The following is a 16,366-nucleotide window of genomic DNA, read 5'->3' on the forward strand; positions in this document are numbered from 1 at the left end:
GGGTTTTATGAAGCTTTTTGCTTATCTCCGCTTGGTGCGGGCTGGATATGTTTTGGCGCGGGAAGGCGCTTTGTCTCTAACTGAAGGACAAGGCATTACTGGACCTGCGGCAAATGCAATTTGGTTTGCTCGTTTGATCGAGCGGCGCTCGGTGCGCAAAACGGGTCGGGTTGAACGGCTTTCTGCCGCCTTGCAAAAGCTGGGACCAACCTACGTCAAACTTGGCCAAGTGCTGGCGACCCGCCCAGACATTGTTGGCGCAGCGGCTTCTGGCGATCTGTCCAACCTGCAAGACAAAATGCCACCATTTGACCAAAAACTAGTCCCGGACATGTTGGCAGAAGCCTTGGGCGATAGCGCTGCAACGCTAACCGAGTTGTCCGGCCCAATCGCAGCGGCCTCAATAGCGCAAGTCCATCAAGCGCAAATGACTAAGCCGAACGGTCGCAAGGAACTGGTAGCGGTAAAGCTATTACGTCCTGATGTGGAGCGCCGGTTCAAGAAAGATCTAGAATCGCTGAAAGCAGCCGCTGGTTTTTTTGAACGATTTAGCTCGAAGGCGAAAAGGCTTCGCCCAAAGGATATTGTGGCAACCCTAGAGCGTTCCGCGCTGTTGGAAATGAATTTGCGCATGGAAGCAGCGGCCATTTCTGAACTGGCCGACAATATTAAAGACGACGAGGGATTTGAAATCCCCACCGTTCATTGGGCGCAAACCGGCCGTACCGTGATGACCACCACATGGATGAATGGCATTCCAATCCGCGACCATGAGGCGATTGAGAAGGCTGGGATTGACCGGAAAAAAGTCGCTAAAGAGCTAATGCAGCACTTTTTGCGCCATGCCATCCGAGATGGGTTTTTCCATGCGGACATGCATCCGGGCAACCTGTTTGTTGATCCCAAAAGTGGCAATGTCCGGGCTGTCGATTTTGGCATTATGGGACGTATCGGCAAACAGGAGCAAAAGTTTCTCGCGGAAATCCTTTATGGATTTATCACCCGTGACTATCACCGAATTGCCCAATTGCACTTTGACATTGGCTATGTGCCCAACACCCAATCTGTTGATGATTTTGCTCAAGCGCTTCGCGCAATTGGCGAACCATTGGTTGGACGGCCTGCCAGCGAAATTTCGATGGCCAAGGTATTGACCCAGCTTTTGGACACGACTGAGCTGTTTGATATGCAAACCCGCACTGAGTTGGTGATGTTGCAAAAAAATATGGTGCTTGTTGAGGGCGTCGCGCGGACTTTGGACCCGGAACTGAACATGTGGGAAGTTTCCGAACCTATTGTGAGCAAATGGGTGAAGCGCAATCTTGGGCCTATTGGCATTGCAGAAGAGGCGCGAGAAACCGGGTTGGCGCTTTGGGGTGCTGCGAAAAAAGTGCCTGACCTGATTGAGCGATATGAAACATTGCTGGATGAAGCCGAACAACAGCGAGAGCAAACACCATTTTTCATGAAAAGATGGTTTGGCGTTTTGGTTGTGGTGCTGATGCTTTCTATTGGCGCTGCGGCGATAAAGACGCTATTTTGAAGCAGGTTATTTTAGCTCGGGTCTGAGAACCTATCCAAATGGAGTATGCCATGCTGACCGGCCGTAAAATTCTATTGATTATCACCGGGGGCATCGCTGCGTTTAAGGCGATTGACTTAATGCGGATGATCAAAAAGGCCGGTGGCGATGTGCAACCGATCTTGACAAAATCAGCGCTCGAATTTGTGACGCCTCTCACAGCAGGAACTGTTGCCGGCAATCCAGCGCTTAGTGAGTTGTTTGACTTAGGGCGCGAAGCAGAAATCAATCATATCGAATTGGTGCGCGACGCGGACCTGATTGTTGTTGCGCCAGCCACCGGTGATTTTATGGCGAAAATGGCCCATGGGTTTGCCGACGACCTCGCTTCAACCGCAATTTTAGCTCGAGACAAACATGTGATCGTCGCGCCATCGATGAATGTGCGCATGTGGGAAGCGGCTGCGACCCAGCGCAATTTCCAAACGCTAATTGAGGATGGCATGAGCTTTGTCGGCCCAGACGAAGGCGAAATGGCATGTGGCGAATTTGGGCCCGGACGTTTAGCCGAACCGGACGTTATTTTTGCCGCGATCAAGGACTATTTTTTCACCTATGGCGACAACTTACCGCTCAAGGGCAAACGGGTTTTAGTGACCTCCGGCGCGACGTGCGAGCCGCTTGATCCGGTGCGTTTTTTGACTAATGCCTCATCTGGCAAACAAGGCACTGCCATCGCACGCGCCCTTCGTGCCGCTGGCGCTGAAGTTGAATTTATCACCGGCGCGGCAGATGTGCCGCCGCCCGATGGGGTAAATGTCACCAAGATTACGACCGCGCAAGATATGTATGACGCGGTACATGAAGCACTGCCGTGTGACGTTGCGATTTTTTGCGCCGCTGTTTCAGATTGGCGGCCCAAAGAGGTCGGAGCTGAGAAAATCAAAAAGAACGGTGATGGCGAAGCGCCAAGCCTTGAGATGGTGCTGAACCCGGACATTTTGCATTCTGTTGCCCAGTTGGAACCCGGCGATCGCCCGCTATTGGTGATCGGTTTTGCCGCCGAAACAAACGACATTGTGCACCACGCAGAAGCGAAACGTTTGCGCAAAGGCTGTGATTGGCTGCTTGCCAATGATGTGAGCGCAGGCAGTGGCACCTTTGGCGGTGATCAGAACACGATTGTGTTTTTCAATGATCAGGGCCATCAGGAATGGGCGCAAATGAGCAAAGACGAAGTGGGCAAAAAGCTCACCAATCAAATTACATCTCACCTAAAGCAACCGGATTGAGTTATGAGTGCCATTGAAGTTCCTTTTACGGTTTTAGAGCATGGCAAAGGATTGCCCGTTCCGTTTCAAGCGACGGCAGGGGCTGCTGGGTTGGATTTGAGTGCTGCTGTGCCACAGGGTGAGCCGATGGTGATCGCGCCTGGGGACCATGATATAGTGCCAACGGGCTTCGCGCTTGGATTGCCCGAAGGCTATGAGGCTCAAATCCGTCCGCGATCTGGTTTGGCGGCGAAGCACGCTGTAACCACTTTGAATGCGCCGGGAACTGTTGATGCTGACTATCGGGGTGAAGTGCGGGTGATATTGATCAATCACGGCAAAACTGATTTCATCATCAATCGGGGTGACCGCATTGCGCAAATGGTAATTGCGCCGGTGCCGCGCATTGCCATGATCGAAACACAAACGCTTGATAATACAGAACGTGGGGCGGGTGGTTTTGGTTCAACAGGCGTGAAAAACGCCTAAATTGGGGGAGAAGACCCATGCTCAAACACCTAGTCGTTTCTATATTTGCACTATTTTTGGTTTCCAGCACTGCCATCAGCGCGGAGCGGGCTGAGCTTGATCTCATCGGCTATTCTGACGATGGCCGCTATTTCGCATTTGAGGAATATGGCGTTCAAGACGGATCAGGATTTACCTATTCGACCATCTTTGTCATCGATCTAACCAACGACAGTTGGGTTGGAGACTCGCCGTTTCGGGTGAGGGCCGAAGATGAAGAGCAGACGCTGCACGAAACGCGCTCGGCAGCTTTTGGCGATGCGGCGGACCTGTTGCAAGAACTTGGCGTGCAGCGCCCTGCCCGATTGATTGCCCACAAAGCAGATGGCGAGCTGGGGGATGAACTTACCCTCAAGTTCGGTGTGCCCGGCTATAGCAAGCCAGCGGCCATATGGGGTGAATATGAGTTGAGCTTTGACATTTACAAAGCGCCTTCACCGCAAATGTGTGTCGACTATATAGGCGAAGACGCCATGGGCTTTCGCCTAAAATTCAATGATGGGGAAAGTGAGACCATATTGCATGAAGACAGCAAGGTGCCTCAATCCCGCGGATGTCCCATCACCTATCGCGCAAGTGCGGTTGCTATACCGTTTGATGCATACGACCTGAACCATGCGGTTGCCTTAATCTCTGTTTGGGCGCATGGATTTGAAGGGTTGGACCGACGCTATGTTGCTGTTCCAATTTCACCAGGTAACTAAACTATATGCTGAACGCCGATGAGATCAAACGCTACCAGCGCCACATTGTGTTGAAAAATGTTGGCGGCGCTGGCCAGCAAAAACTCAAAGCGGCGAAGGTTTTGATTATCGGCGCTGGTGGGCTCGGCAGCCCGGTAATCGCTTATTTGACAGCAGCCGGGGTTGGCACCATTGGCGTCGTTGACGATGATGTGGTGTCCCTTTCCAACCTGCAGCGCCAAATTGTTCATCGCACCAGCGATGAAGGCGTTGAGAAAGTGGCGTCTGCAAAACGCTTTGCGCAAGATCTAAATGCGCACGTGGATTTTCAAGCGATAAATGAACGGCTTGATGAAGATAATGGCGCGCGCATAATCGCCCCCTTTGATGTGGTGATTGATGGATCAGACAATTTTGAAACCCGAGCAAGCGTCGCCAAACTATGCGAGCAAGCGGCGAAGCCGCTGATTGCGGGTGCAGTGTCGCTGTTTGACGGCACGCTGACGGTCTTCATGCCCTATGAAAATAACAATCCGCGCTTTGTTGATCTCTATCCAGAGGTGCCGACCCCAGATCAGCTCCCGAGTTGCGAGGAGACTGGCATTTTGGGACCTATCACGGGTGTCATTGGTGGGTTGCAAGCCATGGAAGCGGTAAAACTGATAACCGGGGTTGGGGAACTGCTGGTCGGGCGCTTGATGATTTATGACGGGCGCGATGCTCGATTTAGAGAGATGAAATATCGACGCGCCCCTTAGGCGATGATAGCCTCCTCGAAATATGGAGGGGGACATGGCCATGCACGACAAAAATTCAGTATCGGTGATCGGGTTAGGCATCATGGGTCGGCGTATGCTGACGGCGCTGAATAGCCACGAGAGGTTTTCTGCCGGTCACATTTGGGACCCCAATGCTGAAGCTGTCGCCAAAGCCACCGCCATTGCGCCGCAAGCCATCGTGACGGACAATCCAGAAACCGCCATCGAGGCCGCTGACCTGCTTTATCTGGCCTGCCCGCCAGTGCCGCGACGCCTTTATGCGATGATGGGCGCCGACTGCGGCAAGCCTTTATTCTTGGAAAAACCCCTTGGCGTAGACCTGCCTGCCAGCCGTTCTTTGGTACACCATATCGAGCAGGCGAATGTGCCAGCTGCAGTCAATTTCACACAGGCTACGGATATGCCACTTGAAAGGGTTACTGCCGCGCTTGCCGAGGGTGAAATGGGAGAGTTTTTGGGCATTGATATCCATGTCTCTTACCCACAATGGCCGCGCGCGTGGCAAATTGAAGCCGATTGGCTGCGCTTTCGTGCAGAAGGGGGCATGACCCGCGAAGTTATTTCGCATTTTGTTTTTTTCGCTGAACGGTTGATGGGCACAACGCACCTCAATTGGGCGCACCCAGATTTCCCCGATGATGAACTTTGCGAGACACACCTTTGCGCACGCCTGAGTAACCATGAAGGCTTACCGCTCAATATTTTCGCCGCAGTTGGCGGTCAGCAGCCCAATCTGCAAGAAGTGTTTGTGAAGGGCAGCAAGAAGAGCTTCAAAGTTCAGCATTTTAGCGAGCTATGGGAGAGCAAGGGCGATGGTTTCACCCAAATTGTCGACCCGGGCGAGAACTCCCGGATTGATGGGCTTCATACCCAGCTTGATGCCCTAGTGGCGTGCATGCGCGGTGAACCAAACAAACTCGCCACCATTCAGGAAGCGCTGAGCGTTCAAGAAAAAATTGAGGGCATGTTGGCAAGTTAGGGCCGGATTGCCCCTACCATAAATTCGTTCTTTTAGGTATTTTGATTGATGAAATTTGTAATTCTTATTGGCCCCCAGGCTGTCGGCAATCGTGCTGATCAAACCCAATGGCTCAGTGGCATTTAGACCTCAATCATCTAAGCGTTTTTGACCGATAATGCATGTTGCTGGCGCGTCGCCGTCGATAATTTGCTTTTTTGAAATATTGGCAAAGCCTGCTGCGGCAAGCGCCTCCTCGACTTGTCGGATCATTTCTTTTGTTGCCGCAGGGCTGTCTTTATCTAAGCGCGGTTGATAGGTGGTAAGGCACGTCCCGCCTGGCTGTAGCGCGCTATAAATGGTGCGGAAAAAGGCCAATTTGTCACTTTGAAACTGTATGACATTTATGGAGAAGACATAGTTGAATATTAAGGGCCACTTCGCCAACTGGTCTACTTCACCTGTGACAAGCTCAACCCTGTCGCCACCATCACATTTGCGCAATCGGTCGCGCGCTTGGCCAATCATTACTTCAGAATGATCAAGGCCAACCAAACGACCAGACGTGAGAATTGGTGCACAATTGGCCAAAGCTAGCCCCGGGCCGCAACCAATTTCCAGCACTTTGCTGTCCGGCTTTAGGCGCATCAGCTCGATTGTCTTCTCGTTGCGCAAGCGGTTGGACGGCCGTGCGGCCATGACCCGCCCAGCCAGAGCACCCAGCAAACCGGTGGGTTGACGAAATTGCGCAAAAATGACGGATTTCAATGTCATATTGGGGAGCAAGAATTGGCGAACGGAACGTGCGGTTTCACATCAGTCATTATTCAATATTCACCGTTGATTTGAGATTGCAACGTTTGGTTTAAAAGCGCCAATAGTTTTGTTGCGGCGACAACGTCTTGCGGCGGGAGCGTTTTGGCCAACATATTCATTGGCGCTGCCTCTCGCGCCTCAATTTCGGAAAATAGCTGTTTGCCCGCCTGTGTTGGGAAGTAATGAACTGAACGCTTGTGATCTGGATTGTCCTTTGCGTGCACAAGCCCTGCTTCCAACAGAACATTCATGTTTTTTTGAACATGTTGGCGGGAAACGGTTTTTGCCTTGGCAATTTCTGGCACCGTTTGTGGGGCCATTAGAACTAGAGTTTGTAAAGTTGCGCGCATGGATGGCGTTACTTCAAGATCGGCATGTAGCCCTTGAGCCACGGATTTTAGCCGATTGAATGCCGTTCTGATTTCGCCGATTAGCGCACTCATTTGGGCTTGGTCTTTTGCCATGTGGGTCCCTTATGGAATATTTGACAACTTACTTGTCAACATATATGTATGACAACCTTGTTGTCAATATGTGGAGATCAAGATGTCAATTTCTCAGCCCTCAAAAACCCAAGCCAAAAAATGGCTTATCGGTCCTTGGCATCTGGGTGTTTGGGGCATATGGAGCATATTGGCGCTAATTTGCGCGATCTATGGTTTGTTTGCATTTGCAGCCGGTTTAGGGTTTTTGGAAAGCGAAAAGACACGCTCATTGCCGCTGGCATTCAAAATTCATGCGTTGGCGGGGGGCGTTGTTTTGATGATGGGGATCATACAATTCAATCCAAGCCTACGCGCCAGATGGCTTTGGGCCCATCGCTGGGGCGGGCGCATTTATGTGATATGCGCGTTGGTTGCAAGTGCTGCGGCGGTTGCCAATGCCGCGTTTTTTGATGTTGGGCTGTCCGCACGCATGTCATTTGCTGTGCTTGGTGCGATCTGGTTTATATCGACTTTAATCGCTTATCAAAAAATTCGGTCCCGCCGTCTTAAACAACACCGACAATGGATGATACGAAGCTTTTCGCTATCGCTGTTCTTTGTCAGCTTCAGCATTTGGGTGCCCGTTTTGGCTGGAAATTCGAGCGGAAATGAACTCGCCTATTTCGCCGCCGTCACCCTTAGCTGGGTGCTCAACCTCGCCATTGCAGAAATCTGGATTTGGCGCACCAAATGACAAGGCGCGCCAAGCGTAGGAAACTCAAAATCCGGCGGCTTGACTATTCGTCTTCTGTTTCAATCATGTCTACCCGGGTGGCGTGGCGGCCGCCTTCAAATTCGGCGTTGAGGTAGGCGTCAACAATATCAAGCGCTAAGCCTTCGCCGACAACCCGCGCGCCGATGGAAAGCATGTTGGCATTATTGTGTTGCCGGATCATGCGAGCGGAGAATGTGTCGCTGCAAACGCCGCAGCGAATGCCGGGAACCTTGTTTGCGGCCATCATGATGCCTTGGCCGGTGCCGCACAGGATGATGCCGAGTTGGCAATCACCTGAAGCCACCATTTGCGCGGCTTCTTTGCCGTGTTTTGGATAGTGCGTGCTCTCACTGGTCATCGGGCCGATATCCACGGCCTCCCAACCCGCAGCGGCCACATGGCGCGCGATGGTTTGGCGAAGTTCAATATCAGCGTGATCGCTGGAAAGGACGATGCGTTTATTTTCTGTCATGATGAAACTGTTCCGTTTCCAAATGGCGGCTTGCTGGCTCATTTGGGCCGTGCCGATGATTGCTTAACTGCTCGTTCAATGACTATCACAAGCTTTTTTGACGGCCAATCCTTTAGGCATGTTGGCGACAAGAAATGCATTAGACTTAAGTCAATAATGACCAATTCGCATCTTGCATGGCATAGCGGGCATATCGGAAATCGCGAATGAACTCGACGCTGGACGCGTTCACATCAAGCAGAATAAAATAGGCAGGCGCGTGACCCGGCTGACTTTTGTCCATCGCCAAGATAGCCGGGCGCCCTTCAACCAAGCCAGGGAACATTTGCCAATCGTTGCGTTTTGCGTAATTGGAGAAATAGCCAGAGACTTTTTCTTTGCCCTCACGATAGTCGACGGAGACCAATTCCATCCGCACTTCACCGCTGAGCATGTCGCGCAGCCCATCAAAATCATGGGCGTTGAAGAGGTCTGCATATTTATGCAGGGCCTGTGTTTCGCTTTTTGATAATATTTCTTTTTCAGGATTAGGCTTTTCGCGTGCATCGCTCAAGGCGAGGCGACCGCGTCGAAGTGCCGATTTGACCGCACCGACATTGTTGCCCGTCAGGTCTGCAACTTCCTTGGCGGAATATCCCAGCACGTCCCGCAAAATGACAACACTTCGCTGCATCGGCGTGAGCGCCAAATAGGGGGTGAGGGCTTCGGGCAAAGTGTCGCCGCTCATTGGCTGGTCCATTGGTGGCATATGAAATAGATGTTCTTTCATTTGAGCCTCACGTTTTCGGGCGCGAAACATGTTTAGCGCCGTATTGTGGGCGATACGGAAAAGCCAAGCGCGCATATTGTCCACTTCAACCCCGCTTTGAAGCGCGATTGACGCGGCGAGCAATGTGTCTTGCAAGACATCTTCGCCATCAATGACAGAACCGGTCATTCGGGCAAGATAGCGATGCAATTCGCCGCGAACCGCTGGCAGCAGTGCTGAGAGTTGTGTAAGACCTGAAATTTCCGTATCGCTTTTCATTTAGCTCAAAGGTTCCATTTTCGCGCCCGTGACACCCCAAGCACCTGGCTTGTTGTCCGCTTCTGGATTTGCCAAGTCGATGATCTGGCTGGCCAACAATTCGGGGGTCAGTGGTTTTTCCCATTGTGCCATAAATTGATCGTGAGACACACCGCGCGCGGTCGCATAGGCATTTGCGGCACTATTTGCGGTTTTGGTGCCAGCGATGAATTGGCGCGGATAGAGGGTGAAACAGCGCAGATTGAGCTTGCGTTTGTCCGATTCCCAAGCGGTGTAGTCGGTCAGATAATGTTGCATCCGCTTCGCCCCGGCATAGCCACCAGAAAGCGGTGACCCGCCAATTGCGGCGCCGCTGGAAAGGGTGACAATGGTGCTGTTGGGCGCAAGCGGGGCTTGAATTGCTGCTTTGAGAAACTCAAAGGTCGTTTTGGTATCGGCGTTCCAAGTGGCGCTGAAACTTTCCCAATCCTGATCGAAAAAGCTGCCCATCTTCGGGCTTATGCCACCAGCGAGCACCAATAGATCGGGTTTTATCTTTTCGATCAAATCTACCGCGATGCCGGTCGCGCCGTCGCCGACATAAGGATTAATGTTGCTATTCTCTGCAGCCAAAGATTGAAGATCCGCTTGTGTGCGGGCGACGGCGGTTACTTTTGAACCGGCCGCGGCAAGTTGTAGGGCCAGTGCCCGTCCTGTGCCGCGCCCAGCGCCGATGATTAATGCATTTTTGAGTTGAAGAGACATGAGCGTTCCTTTCACGAAGTCTATGAAAGAAAGACACCTCGGCTGGGCAAAAGGGTTCGCGCTTGGATAAATTATTTTATGGTCATGGATAGGTTCGACAGGATCGAGGGGGCATGGCGCCCCCTTTTGAACGATTAGTCGCGCTCAAAACCTTTCCATTCTGTCGTGAATACAGCGCCCATATTCATGCCATACGCCGCGGATTTGAGTTCTGGTGATACGTCACCACGGAAGATGAATGGACCGGGCGCTGCGATTTCGGCAATTTGCGGGAAGTACTTCGCTGCCGTGCCTTGTAGATGAACGGCAAGGGCTTCGTTATTTTCAAATATTTCGTGAATGATGATCTGATCGCCTTTTTCAGACACCGAAATTTCATATTTTAGAAGTCCTGGCTCGCTTGCCTCAAGCACATCGCCCACGGCCGTATATGTGAGAACCAATTGTTCGTTCATGCCAGGCTTTGCCGTCCAAATATATGTGAGATCAATTTGTGTTGATGCTTGATCGGCAAAAGCACCGAGGGTGCCAGCAAGAACCATTGCGCCAGCAACAAGCGTCTTTGTTGCTACTTTTTGCGTGAATTGACGGGTCATTTTATTTTCCTTGTTTCCGTTTTTCAAAAGTAATCGTTCAGTTACCTTGACATTAGTAACCGATCAATTACTTTTATGTCAACAGATTTTTTGAGGACATGATGGCTGGAACAAAAAAATACAATCGCGAGGCATTGCTCGATGAAGCAATCGAGTTGTTTCGTCGACAGGGATATGCCGCAACGAGCACCGCTGAACTTGTCAGCGCTTTGGGCGTAAACCGCAAAAGCATGTATGCGGAGTTCGGGTCAAAGCAGGAATTGTTTGAGGCTGCACTGGATCGCTATTCCAAAGTGCACCTGTCGCGGGTATTGGCACCTATCGAAAAACCCGACGCAAATTCGGACGCTATACGAGCAGCGTTTGATGGCTATGCATCGGCAATTGACAGCCGCTTCAATGGACTTGGATGTTTGATGGCCAATACCGCCGTTGAGCGAAGCGCGCAGGACAGCGGCAGCGCAAAATTTGTTGATGCTTATTTGGAGCGGCTAAATGCTGGGTTTCGGCAAGCACTCAACAATGCACGCAACGAAGGCAAGTTGAGTGATCGCCGCAATATCGACGATCTAGCGTCATTTTTCGCCATGTCAGTTGTCGGCGTGTCTGCGCTCATAAGAGCGAAAGCGCCATCCGATCAGGTTCATGCTGCATGTCGCGCCGTCGTCGGCCAATTAGACTAATAAAAATAGGGGCCAAAAGGCCCCTCAAAACTTTTTGAAATCTACTGTCCTCGTTCAGCCGACCAAACCCAAACCGGCAATTCTGTTCCATTCGAGTTATCTATCCAGTTAAAATCTAGTTCCATTGCCCTTCGCATCGACAGCTTGGCCATAACCGACTGAGACCGAATGTTTTCTGGAGACGTACAACTCAAAATTTTTGTGATATGCAACCGCTCAAACCCGTCGTCCAGCGCCGCCTTCGCGGCTTCCGTCGCCAGACCCTTGCCCCAAAACTTGCGACGAATCCGCCATCCAATTTCGTCATGCGGGCCGAGCGCATTATGTGCTGGGTGATGATTGATCCCAACATAGCCGACAAATTCATCTTGATGATTGAGCACGCACCATCGTCCATAGCCAAACGTCTCACAAAAATGAATGTATCTTGCCAGTTTCTTCTGACTTTCATCCATTGAGAGCGGTGGGCCTTGGTCAGCCATGACTTTTGGATCCGCGTGCATTTTGGCAAATGCAGGAAGATCTGTTTCTCGCCACGGTCGCAGGATTAACCGATCAGTTTTTAAAGAGTGACGCTTTTGAGGCATATTTGGGAACCGTACTGCTTGTCGTGCCTTAATTGTTCACACAGCTCAAAAATTGGATCAAGGAAACAAAAAAAGGGGCCGAATGGGCCCCTTAAAACTTTTGCAATGTCACGCCGAATTAGGCGTCTTTGTGCTTGAACACTAAGGTTGCGTTGGTGCCGCCAAAGCCGAATGAGTTTGACATGACGCAACCAATTTTTTGATTGTCGCGACGTTCGCGCAAAATAGGCATGTCTTCAAATTCTGGATCAAGTTCGAAAATATTGGCCGATTCGCACAAGAAGCCTTCATTCATCATCATGACCGAATAAATCGATTCTTGAACGCCAACGGCACCCAAAGAGTGGCCAGTTAGCGACTTGGTCGCTGACAATGGTGGGCATTTATCTTCGTTGCCAAACACGCGGCGAATGGCTTCGATTTCTTTGATGTCGCCAACAGGCGTCGACGTGGCGTGCGGGTTGATATAGTCAATTGGCATATCAACTGTTTCAAGCGCCATACGCATGCAACGTTCTGCACCTTCGCCCGAAGGTGCGACCATGTCGTAACCATCAGATGTTGCGCCATAACCAACAATCTCAGCCAAAATATTCGCGCCACGCGCTTTGGCGTGCTCATATTCTTCCAACACCATCACACCAGCACCGCCGGCAATAATGAAACCGTCGCGGTTTTTGTCATATGCGCGAGAAGACAGTTCCGGCGTGTCGTTATATTTCGACGTCATGGCGCCCAATGCATCAAACATATTGGACATTGACCATTCTAGATCTTCACTGCCGCCAGCAAAAACGATGTCCTGCTTGCCCATTTGAATCTGCTCGTACGCGTTACCAATACAGTGTTTTGATGTCGCGCAGGCCGACGTGATCGTGTAGTTCACGCCCTTGATTTTAAACGCGGTCGCCAACGTGGCTGATGCTGTGGAGCTCATGGCTTTTGGCACAGCCAATGGGCCGATCCGCTTAGGATTTAGATTTTTGCGGGTAAGATCTGCAGCCTTGATCAAGGTTTCCGTTGAAGGGCCGCCTGAACCCATCACGATGCCCGTGCGTGGATTGGAGATGTTGTCTTCTTCCAAGCCAGCCTGCTCAATCGCTTCTTGCATGGCGATATAGTTCCATGCGGCGCCACGCGCCATGAAGCGCGTTGTCCGGCGATCAAGAATCTCAAACGGGTCTAGCGTAGGCTCGCCGTGCACTTGGCTACGGAAACCATATTCAACATGCATTGGTGCCGTTGTGATGCCAGGCTTGGCATCGTGCAGGCTTTGCAAAACTTCTTTTTTGTTATTGCCGATTGAGGAAACAATCCCCATGCCTGTGATGACAACTCTTTTCATGTAATCCTCTTAATGCGCAAACAGTTCAACTACTTGTTTTCAAGGCCGATGAGGCCAACGCGCAAATTTTCCGCCTTATAAATGATTTCGCCATCTGCTTTTACCCAACCGGTCGCAACGCCAAAGGGCAATGGCGATTTCATGTGTTTTTTGATGTCCACATGATATTCTAGCAGCTTTTTATCGTCAGTGGCTTGTCCAACAAATTTAATTGAACCGCCCAATGCGCGGCCGCGGCCAGGAGAACCTGACCATCCGAGAAAGAACCCAACCATTTGCCACAATGCATCAAGGCCCAAACAGCCCGGCATTACGGGGTCACCAATAAAGTGGCATTTATAAAACCAAAGATCAGGGTTTATGTCCAATTCAGCGGTGACACTGCCTTTGCCAAATTCGCCGGCATCATCGTTAATGTTGGTGATGCGATCAAACATTAGCATAGGTGGAGCTGGCAATCTTGCATCGCCTTGACCTGGCAACTCACCTTTGCCGTGCTGGATTAGTTCTTCGTAGCTAAACTGGCTGGCACGCTCTGTCATTGGCCAAAATTCCTTCATCTTTTGTTTGCTGCGACCAAATTTTGAATTGAATCGTGGCTCGGCCAAACATGCTTTTGGCCGTGCATAACATTTTTGTTCACTTTCGCAAAGCAAATGGTTGTGCGTTTCGACCATTTTTGACGAACGGATACAATATCGCCAAACACCTATGTTTCATGTGAATTTGCCGAAAATCAACATCCAATTTGAACCAATTGCAGGTGAATAAATTGCAATATTCACCACATAATAATTGGTGAGTTGTTTGGCGCGTTGAAATTGATTATAATTCGCAACAATAGACCAACAGATGAATAGACCATTATGAATGCGCCTTTTAGCAATCAACGATTTATGAATGTTTCCCGCGGCCCCTGTTTAACCGCTGTATTGCGGATGGCGGGCCTGCGCCCGACACGCCAAAGACTTGCGCTTGCTGATCTCCTTTATGGTGGCGGACATCGTCATGTGAGCGCTGAAGCATTGCATGCCGAAGCATCTAGTGAAGGCATCACCGTTTCGTTGGCGACCGTTTACAATAGTTTACGTCAGTTCAAGGATGCGGGTTTATTGCGCGAAGTCACTGTTGACGCTGCACGAACCTATTTTGATACCAATACATCTGATCACCATCATTTCTTCATTGAAGATGAGGATCGGGTTGTTGATATTCCGACAAATGATATTGAAATCAGTGGGTTACCTGCGGCCCCTAAGGGCATGAAAATCACCCATGTTGATGTTGTCGTTCGGGTGAAGAGCTTAGGCTAGTTGCACCTAACATCGCTTTTTCCTAGTCGACTTCTTCGCCTTGATAGACACCCCAAAGCGTTGTTTGGCTGATCCAGCCTGAAAAGTTCTGGTTCTTGTCCGCCTCTTTATTTGGCTTAAAGCGACCGGAAATTTCACACCAGCTATTTTCGCATTTATCGACGGTCACCAAAACTTGGGGCTGCAACATTGCGCGTTTTGGCGATGCTGGATCTGGCCGTGCATAAATGGTGGTAACCTCATTAGATGATGCGCGCCAAGGTTTGACCAAAGCCGTGCGACGCCCGGACAGCAGGGTTTTATGGATCCAACCTTCTGCGCCTTCCGAATCACGCACTTTACGCCACGCATCGAATTCCTGAATGATCTCAATTGGCAGTCCGTTTTGTACAAACACCCAGGCCACGTCGTATTTTTGGCCCGGCCCGTGACGCACATTGATTTTGCTGGAACCCAGGGAAGCAAAACGCGGGAGTGGAAGGCCTGAAGCCCCAACATTCTGCGCCCGAACAATGCCAATCGAACTAAAAATCATCACACAGCACAATGATGTAAGGACCATCAATTTAAGCAGGTTATTGAAATTTGGACCCGATATTTGCCGCATTATGTGTGACGCTCTTTCCACAGAATAGAATTTGTCCTAACAATTAGGCAAATACACCTTAATGTATGGCTAAGACAGTTTGGTTCTTTGATCAGACTATAGCGAAATTGGGGCCTAAATGACAGGATCTATGGCTAAGGTTTTTGTGACCCGCCGATTGCCAACGCTTATCGAAGAGCGGATGGCCGCCTTGTTTGACACGCGATTTGTTCGCGATGACCAACCACAGACGGTTGCCGAGCTTATCGCCCAATCCCAAGGTTGCGAAATCTTAGTTTCAACCATCACTGACAATATTGATGCAGAGCTGATTGCTCGGCTTCCCGACAGTGTGCGCATGATCGCCCAATTCGGCAATGGGGTGGACAATATTGACGTCAATGCCGCCGCCACGCGCGACATTACCGTCACCAATACCCCAAGCGTTTTGACCGACGATACGGCGGATATGACCATGGCGCTGATACTTGCAGTGCCACGCCGATTGATCGAAGGCTCGCAAATGCTCTTGAAAGATGGCACATGGCCGGGTTGGTCGCCCAACTGGATGTTGGGGCGCCGATTGGCGGGGAAACGGCTTGGGATTGTTGGCCTGGGACGTATTGGCATGGCCGTGGCACGCCGGGCCCGCGCCTTTGGTTTAGAGATCCATTATTTTGGGCGTTCGCGCAAACCAGCAATTGTGGAAGAAGAACTTGATGCCCATTATTGGGACAATCTTGACAATATGCTGGGTGCAGTGGACATCGTGACTTTGCACACGCCAAGCACTGAGCAAACGCGCACCATCATCAACAAAGAGCGTCTCGAAAAGATGAAAAATGACGCCTATTTGGTCAATCTGGCGCGACCTGACCTGATCGACAAGGATGCATTGATCGAGGCCGTGAACGAGGGCGAAATCAGCGGCGCGGCGTTGGATGTTTTTGAACATCACAAACCGATTGATCCACGTTTGCTTGAGCTAGCGCGACAAGACAAAGTTGTGATGACCGCTCATATGGGCTCTGCGACGCTTGAGGGTCGTATCGAGATGGGCGAAACCGTCATCGTGAATATGCATGCATTCTTGGATGGCCATCAACCGCCGCATAGGGTGTTGCCGGATCGGGTTGGTTAGCTCCTTTCACGCCGCATTGGTCGCTTCGCGCTCGATTCCGGCACCTCCGCGCCGATTAAATTCAAGCCATTCCTAATCCTTGCCTACGCCCTCATCCTGAGCCTGTCGAAGGATG

20 protein-coding genes are annotated in these 16,366 nt (G+C 50.9%); 10 read left to right on the forward strand and 10 right to left on the reverse strand.

Annotated elements, in window-relative coordinates; all coding sequences use genetic code 11:
• The first annotated feature begins 7 nt into the window (after positions 1-7).
• Genes ubiB through AC2D8L_RS11330 form a run of 6 tightly spaced genes read left to right on the forward strand, consistent with a single transcriptional unit; the run spans position 8 to position 5,762 of the window.
• Positions 8-1,543: a 2-polyprenylphenol 6-hydroxylase gene (gene ubiB, locus AC2D8L_RS11305; protein ID WP_484685585.1), complete on the forward strand. Its 1,536-nt coding sequence runs from the start codon at positions 8-10 to the stop codon at positions 1,541-1,543.
• 50 nt (positions 1,544-1,593) lie between these two features.
• A complete protein-coding gene (coaBC, locus tag AC2D8L_RS11310; protein WP_484685586.1) occupies positions 1,594-2,814 on the forward strand; it encodes a bifunctional phosphopantothenoylcysteine decarboxylase/phosphopantothenate--cysteine ligase CoaBC in 1,221 nt (406 codons plus the stop codon).
• A gap of 3 nt (positions 2,815-2,817) precedes the next feature.
• Positions 2,818-3,282, forward strand: a complete 465-nt coding sequence (dut, locus tag AC2D8L_RS11315; RefSeq protein ID WP_484685587.1) for a dUTP diphosphatase — start codon at positions 2,818-2,820, stop codon at positions 3,280-3,282.
• 17 nt (positions 3,283-3,299) lie between these two features.
• Positions 3,300-4,025 (forward strand): DUF2259 domain-containing protein, encoded by a 726-nt coding sequence (locus AC2D8L_RS11320; protein ID WP_484685588.1) that lies wholly within the window; start codon positions 3,300-3,302, stop codon positions 4,023-4,025.
• A gap of 5 nt (positions 4,026-4,030) precedes the next feature.
• Entirely contained in the window at positions 4,031-4,762 is a 732-nt protein-coding gene (gene moeB / locus AC2D8L_RS11325) for a molybdopterin-synthase adenylyltransferase MoeB (RefSeq protein ID WP_484685589.1), read from the forward strand.
• 40 nt (positions 4,763-4,802) lie between these two features.
• Entirely contained in the window at positions 4,803-5,762 is a 960-nt protein-coding gene (locus AC2D8L_RS11330) for a Gfo/Idh/MocA family protein (protein WP_484685590.1), read from the forward strand.
• A 129-nt stretch (positions 5,763-5,891) separates the two neighbouring features.
• Here AC2D8L_RS11330 and AC2D8L_RS11335 read toward each other — a convergent pair whose 3' ends face one another.
• On the reverse strand, positions 5,892-6,515 hold the full coding sequence (locus AC2D8L_RS11335; RefSeq protein ID WP_484685591.1) for a class I SAM-dependent methyltransferase: 624 nt from the start codon (positions 6,513-6,515) through the stop codon (positions 5,892-5,894).
• A gap of 53 nt (positions 6,516-6,568) precedes the next feature.
• Positions 6,569-7,021 carry a MarR family winged helix-turn-helix transcriptional regulator gene (locus AC2D8L_RS11340; RefSeq protein WP_484685592.1) on the reverse strand — a complete coding sequence of 151 codons (453 nt, stop codon included), beginning with the start codon at positions 7,019-7,021 and terminating at the stop codon, positions 6,569-6,571.
• A gap of 82 nt (positions 7,022-7,103) precedes the next feature.
• On the opposite strand from AC2D8L_RS11340, the gene AC2D8L_RS11345 reads away from it, so the two are divergent.
• On the forward strand, positions 7,104-7,736 hold the full coding sequence (locus tag AC2D8L_RS11345) for a DUF2306 domain-containing protein (RefSeq protein ID WP_484685593.1): 633 nt from the start codon (positions 7,104-7,106) through the stop codon (positions 7,734-7,736).
• A 43-nt stretch (positions 7,737-7,779) separates the two neighbouring features.
• Here AC2D8L_RS11345 and rpiB read toward each other — a convergent pair whose 3' ends face one another.
• The 4 genes from rpiB to AC2D8L_RS11365 all read right to left on the reverse strand — a co-directional run bounded on the left by rpiB (position 7,780) and on the right by AC2D8L_RS11365 (position 10,596).
• Positions 7,780-8,229, reverse strand: a complete 450-nt coding sequence (gene rpiB / locus AC2D8L_RS11350) for a ribose 5-phosphate isomerase B (RefSeq protein WP_484685594.1) — start codon at positions 8,227-8,229, stop codon at positions 7,780-7,782.
• 145 nt (positions 8,230-8,374) lie between these two features.
• The gene (locus AC2D8L_RS11355; RefSeq protein ID WP_484685595.1) at positions 8,375-9,256 is read right to left on the reverse strand and encodes a sigma factor-like helix-turn-helix DNA-binding protein; all 882 of its coding nucleotides are present in this window, start codon (positions 9,254-9,256) and stop codon (positions 8,375-8,377) included.
• Positions 9,257-10,000, reverse strand: a complete 744-nt coding sequence (locus AC2D8L_RS11360) for an SDR family NAD(P)-dependent oxidoreductase (RefSeq protein WP_484685596.1) — start codon at positions 9,998-10,000, stop codon at positions 9,257-9,259.
• A 134-nt stretch (positions 10,001-10,134) separates the two neighbouring features.
• A complete protein-coding gene (locus AC2D8L_RS11365) occupies positions 10,135-10,596 on the reverse strand; it encodes a putative quinol monooxygenase (protein ID WP_484685597.1) in 462 nt (153 codons plus the stop codon).
• 101 nt (positions 10,597-10,697) lie between these two features.
• Here AC2D8L_RS11365 and AC2D8L_RS11370 point away from each other — a divergent pair, with 101 nt between their 5' ends.
• Complete coding sequence (locus AC2D8L_RS11370; RefSeq protein ID WP_484685598.1) at positions 10,698-11,279, forward strand: TetR/AcrR family transcriptional regulator; 582 nt, start codon at positions 10,698-10,700, stop codon at positions 11,277-11,279.
• A 41-nt stretch (positions 11,280-11,320) separates the two neighbouring features.
• On the opposite strand, the gene AC2D8L_RS11375 is transcribed toward AC2D8L_RS11370, so the two are convergent.
• The 3 genes from AC2D8L_RS11375 to fabA form a co-directional block, all read right to left on the reverse strand.
• A complete protein-coding gene (locus AC2D8L_RS11375) occupies positions 11,321-11,866 on the reverse strand; it encodes a GNAT family N-acetyltransferase (RefSeq protein WP_484685599.1) in 546 nt (181 codons plus the stop codon).
• Between the two features lie 118 nt (positions 11,867-11,984).
• The gene (gene fabB / locus AC2D8L_RS11380) at positions 11,985-13,211 is read right to left on the reverse strand and encodes a beta-ketoacyl-ACP synthase I (protein ID WP_484685600.1); all 1,227 of its coding nucleotides are present in this window, start codon (positions 13,209-13,211) and stop codon (positions 11,985-11,987) included.
• A gap of 29 nt (positions 13,212-13,240) precedes the next feature.
• Positions 13,241-13,753: a bifunctional 3-hydroxydecanoyl-ACP dehydratase/trans-2-decenoyl-ACP isomerase gene (fabA, locus tag AC2D8L_RS11385; RefSeq protein ID WP_484685601.1), complete on the reverse strand. Its 513-nt coding sequence runs from the start codon at positions 13,751-13,753 to the stop codon at positions 13,241-13,243.
• A 354-nt stretch (positions 13,754-14,107) separates the two neighbouring features.
• Between fabA and irrA the strand changes: the two genes are divergently transcribed.
• Positions 14,108-14,524, forward strand: coding sequence for an iron response transcriptional regulator IrrA (gene irrA, locus AC2D8L_RS11390; protein ID WP_484686397.1), 417 nt, complete (start codon positions 14,108-14,110; stop codon positions 14,522-14,524).
• A gap of 22 nt (positions 14,525-14,546) precedes the next feature.
• Here the strand turns inward: irrA and AC2D8L_RS11395 are convergent, their stop codons facing one another.
• Complete coding sequence (locus AC2D8L_RS11395; protein WP_484685602.1) at positions 14,547-15,059, reverse strand: SH3 domain-containing protein; 513 nt, start codon at positions 15,057-15,059, stop codon at positions 14,547-14,549.
• A 202-nt stretch (positions 15,060-15,261) separates the two neighbouring features.
• On the opposite strand from AC2D8L_RS11395, the gene AC2D8L_RS11400 reads away from it, so the two are divergent.
• Complete coding sequence (locus tag AC2D8L_RS11400; RefSeq protein ID WP_484685603.1) at positions 15,262-16,251, forward strand: 2-hydroxyacid dehydrogenase; 990 nt, start codon at positions 15,262-15,264, stop codon at positions 16,249-16,251.
• The last annotated feature ends 115 nt before the right edge of the window (positions 16,252-16,366 follow it).

This window comes from Maritalea sp. YIW29 (genome assembly GCF_057219265.1).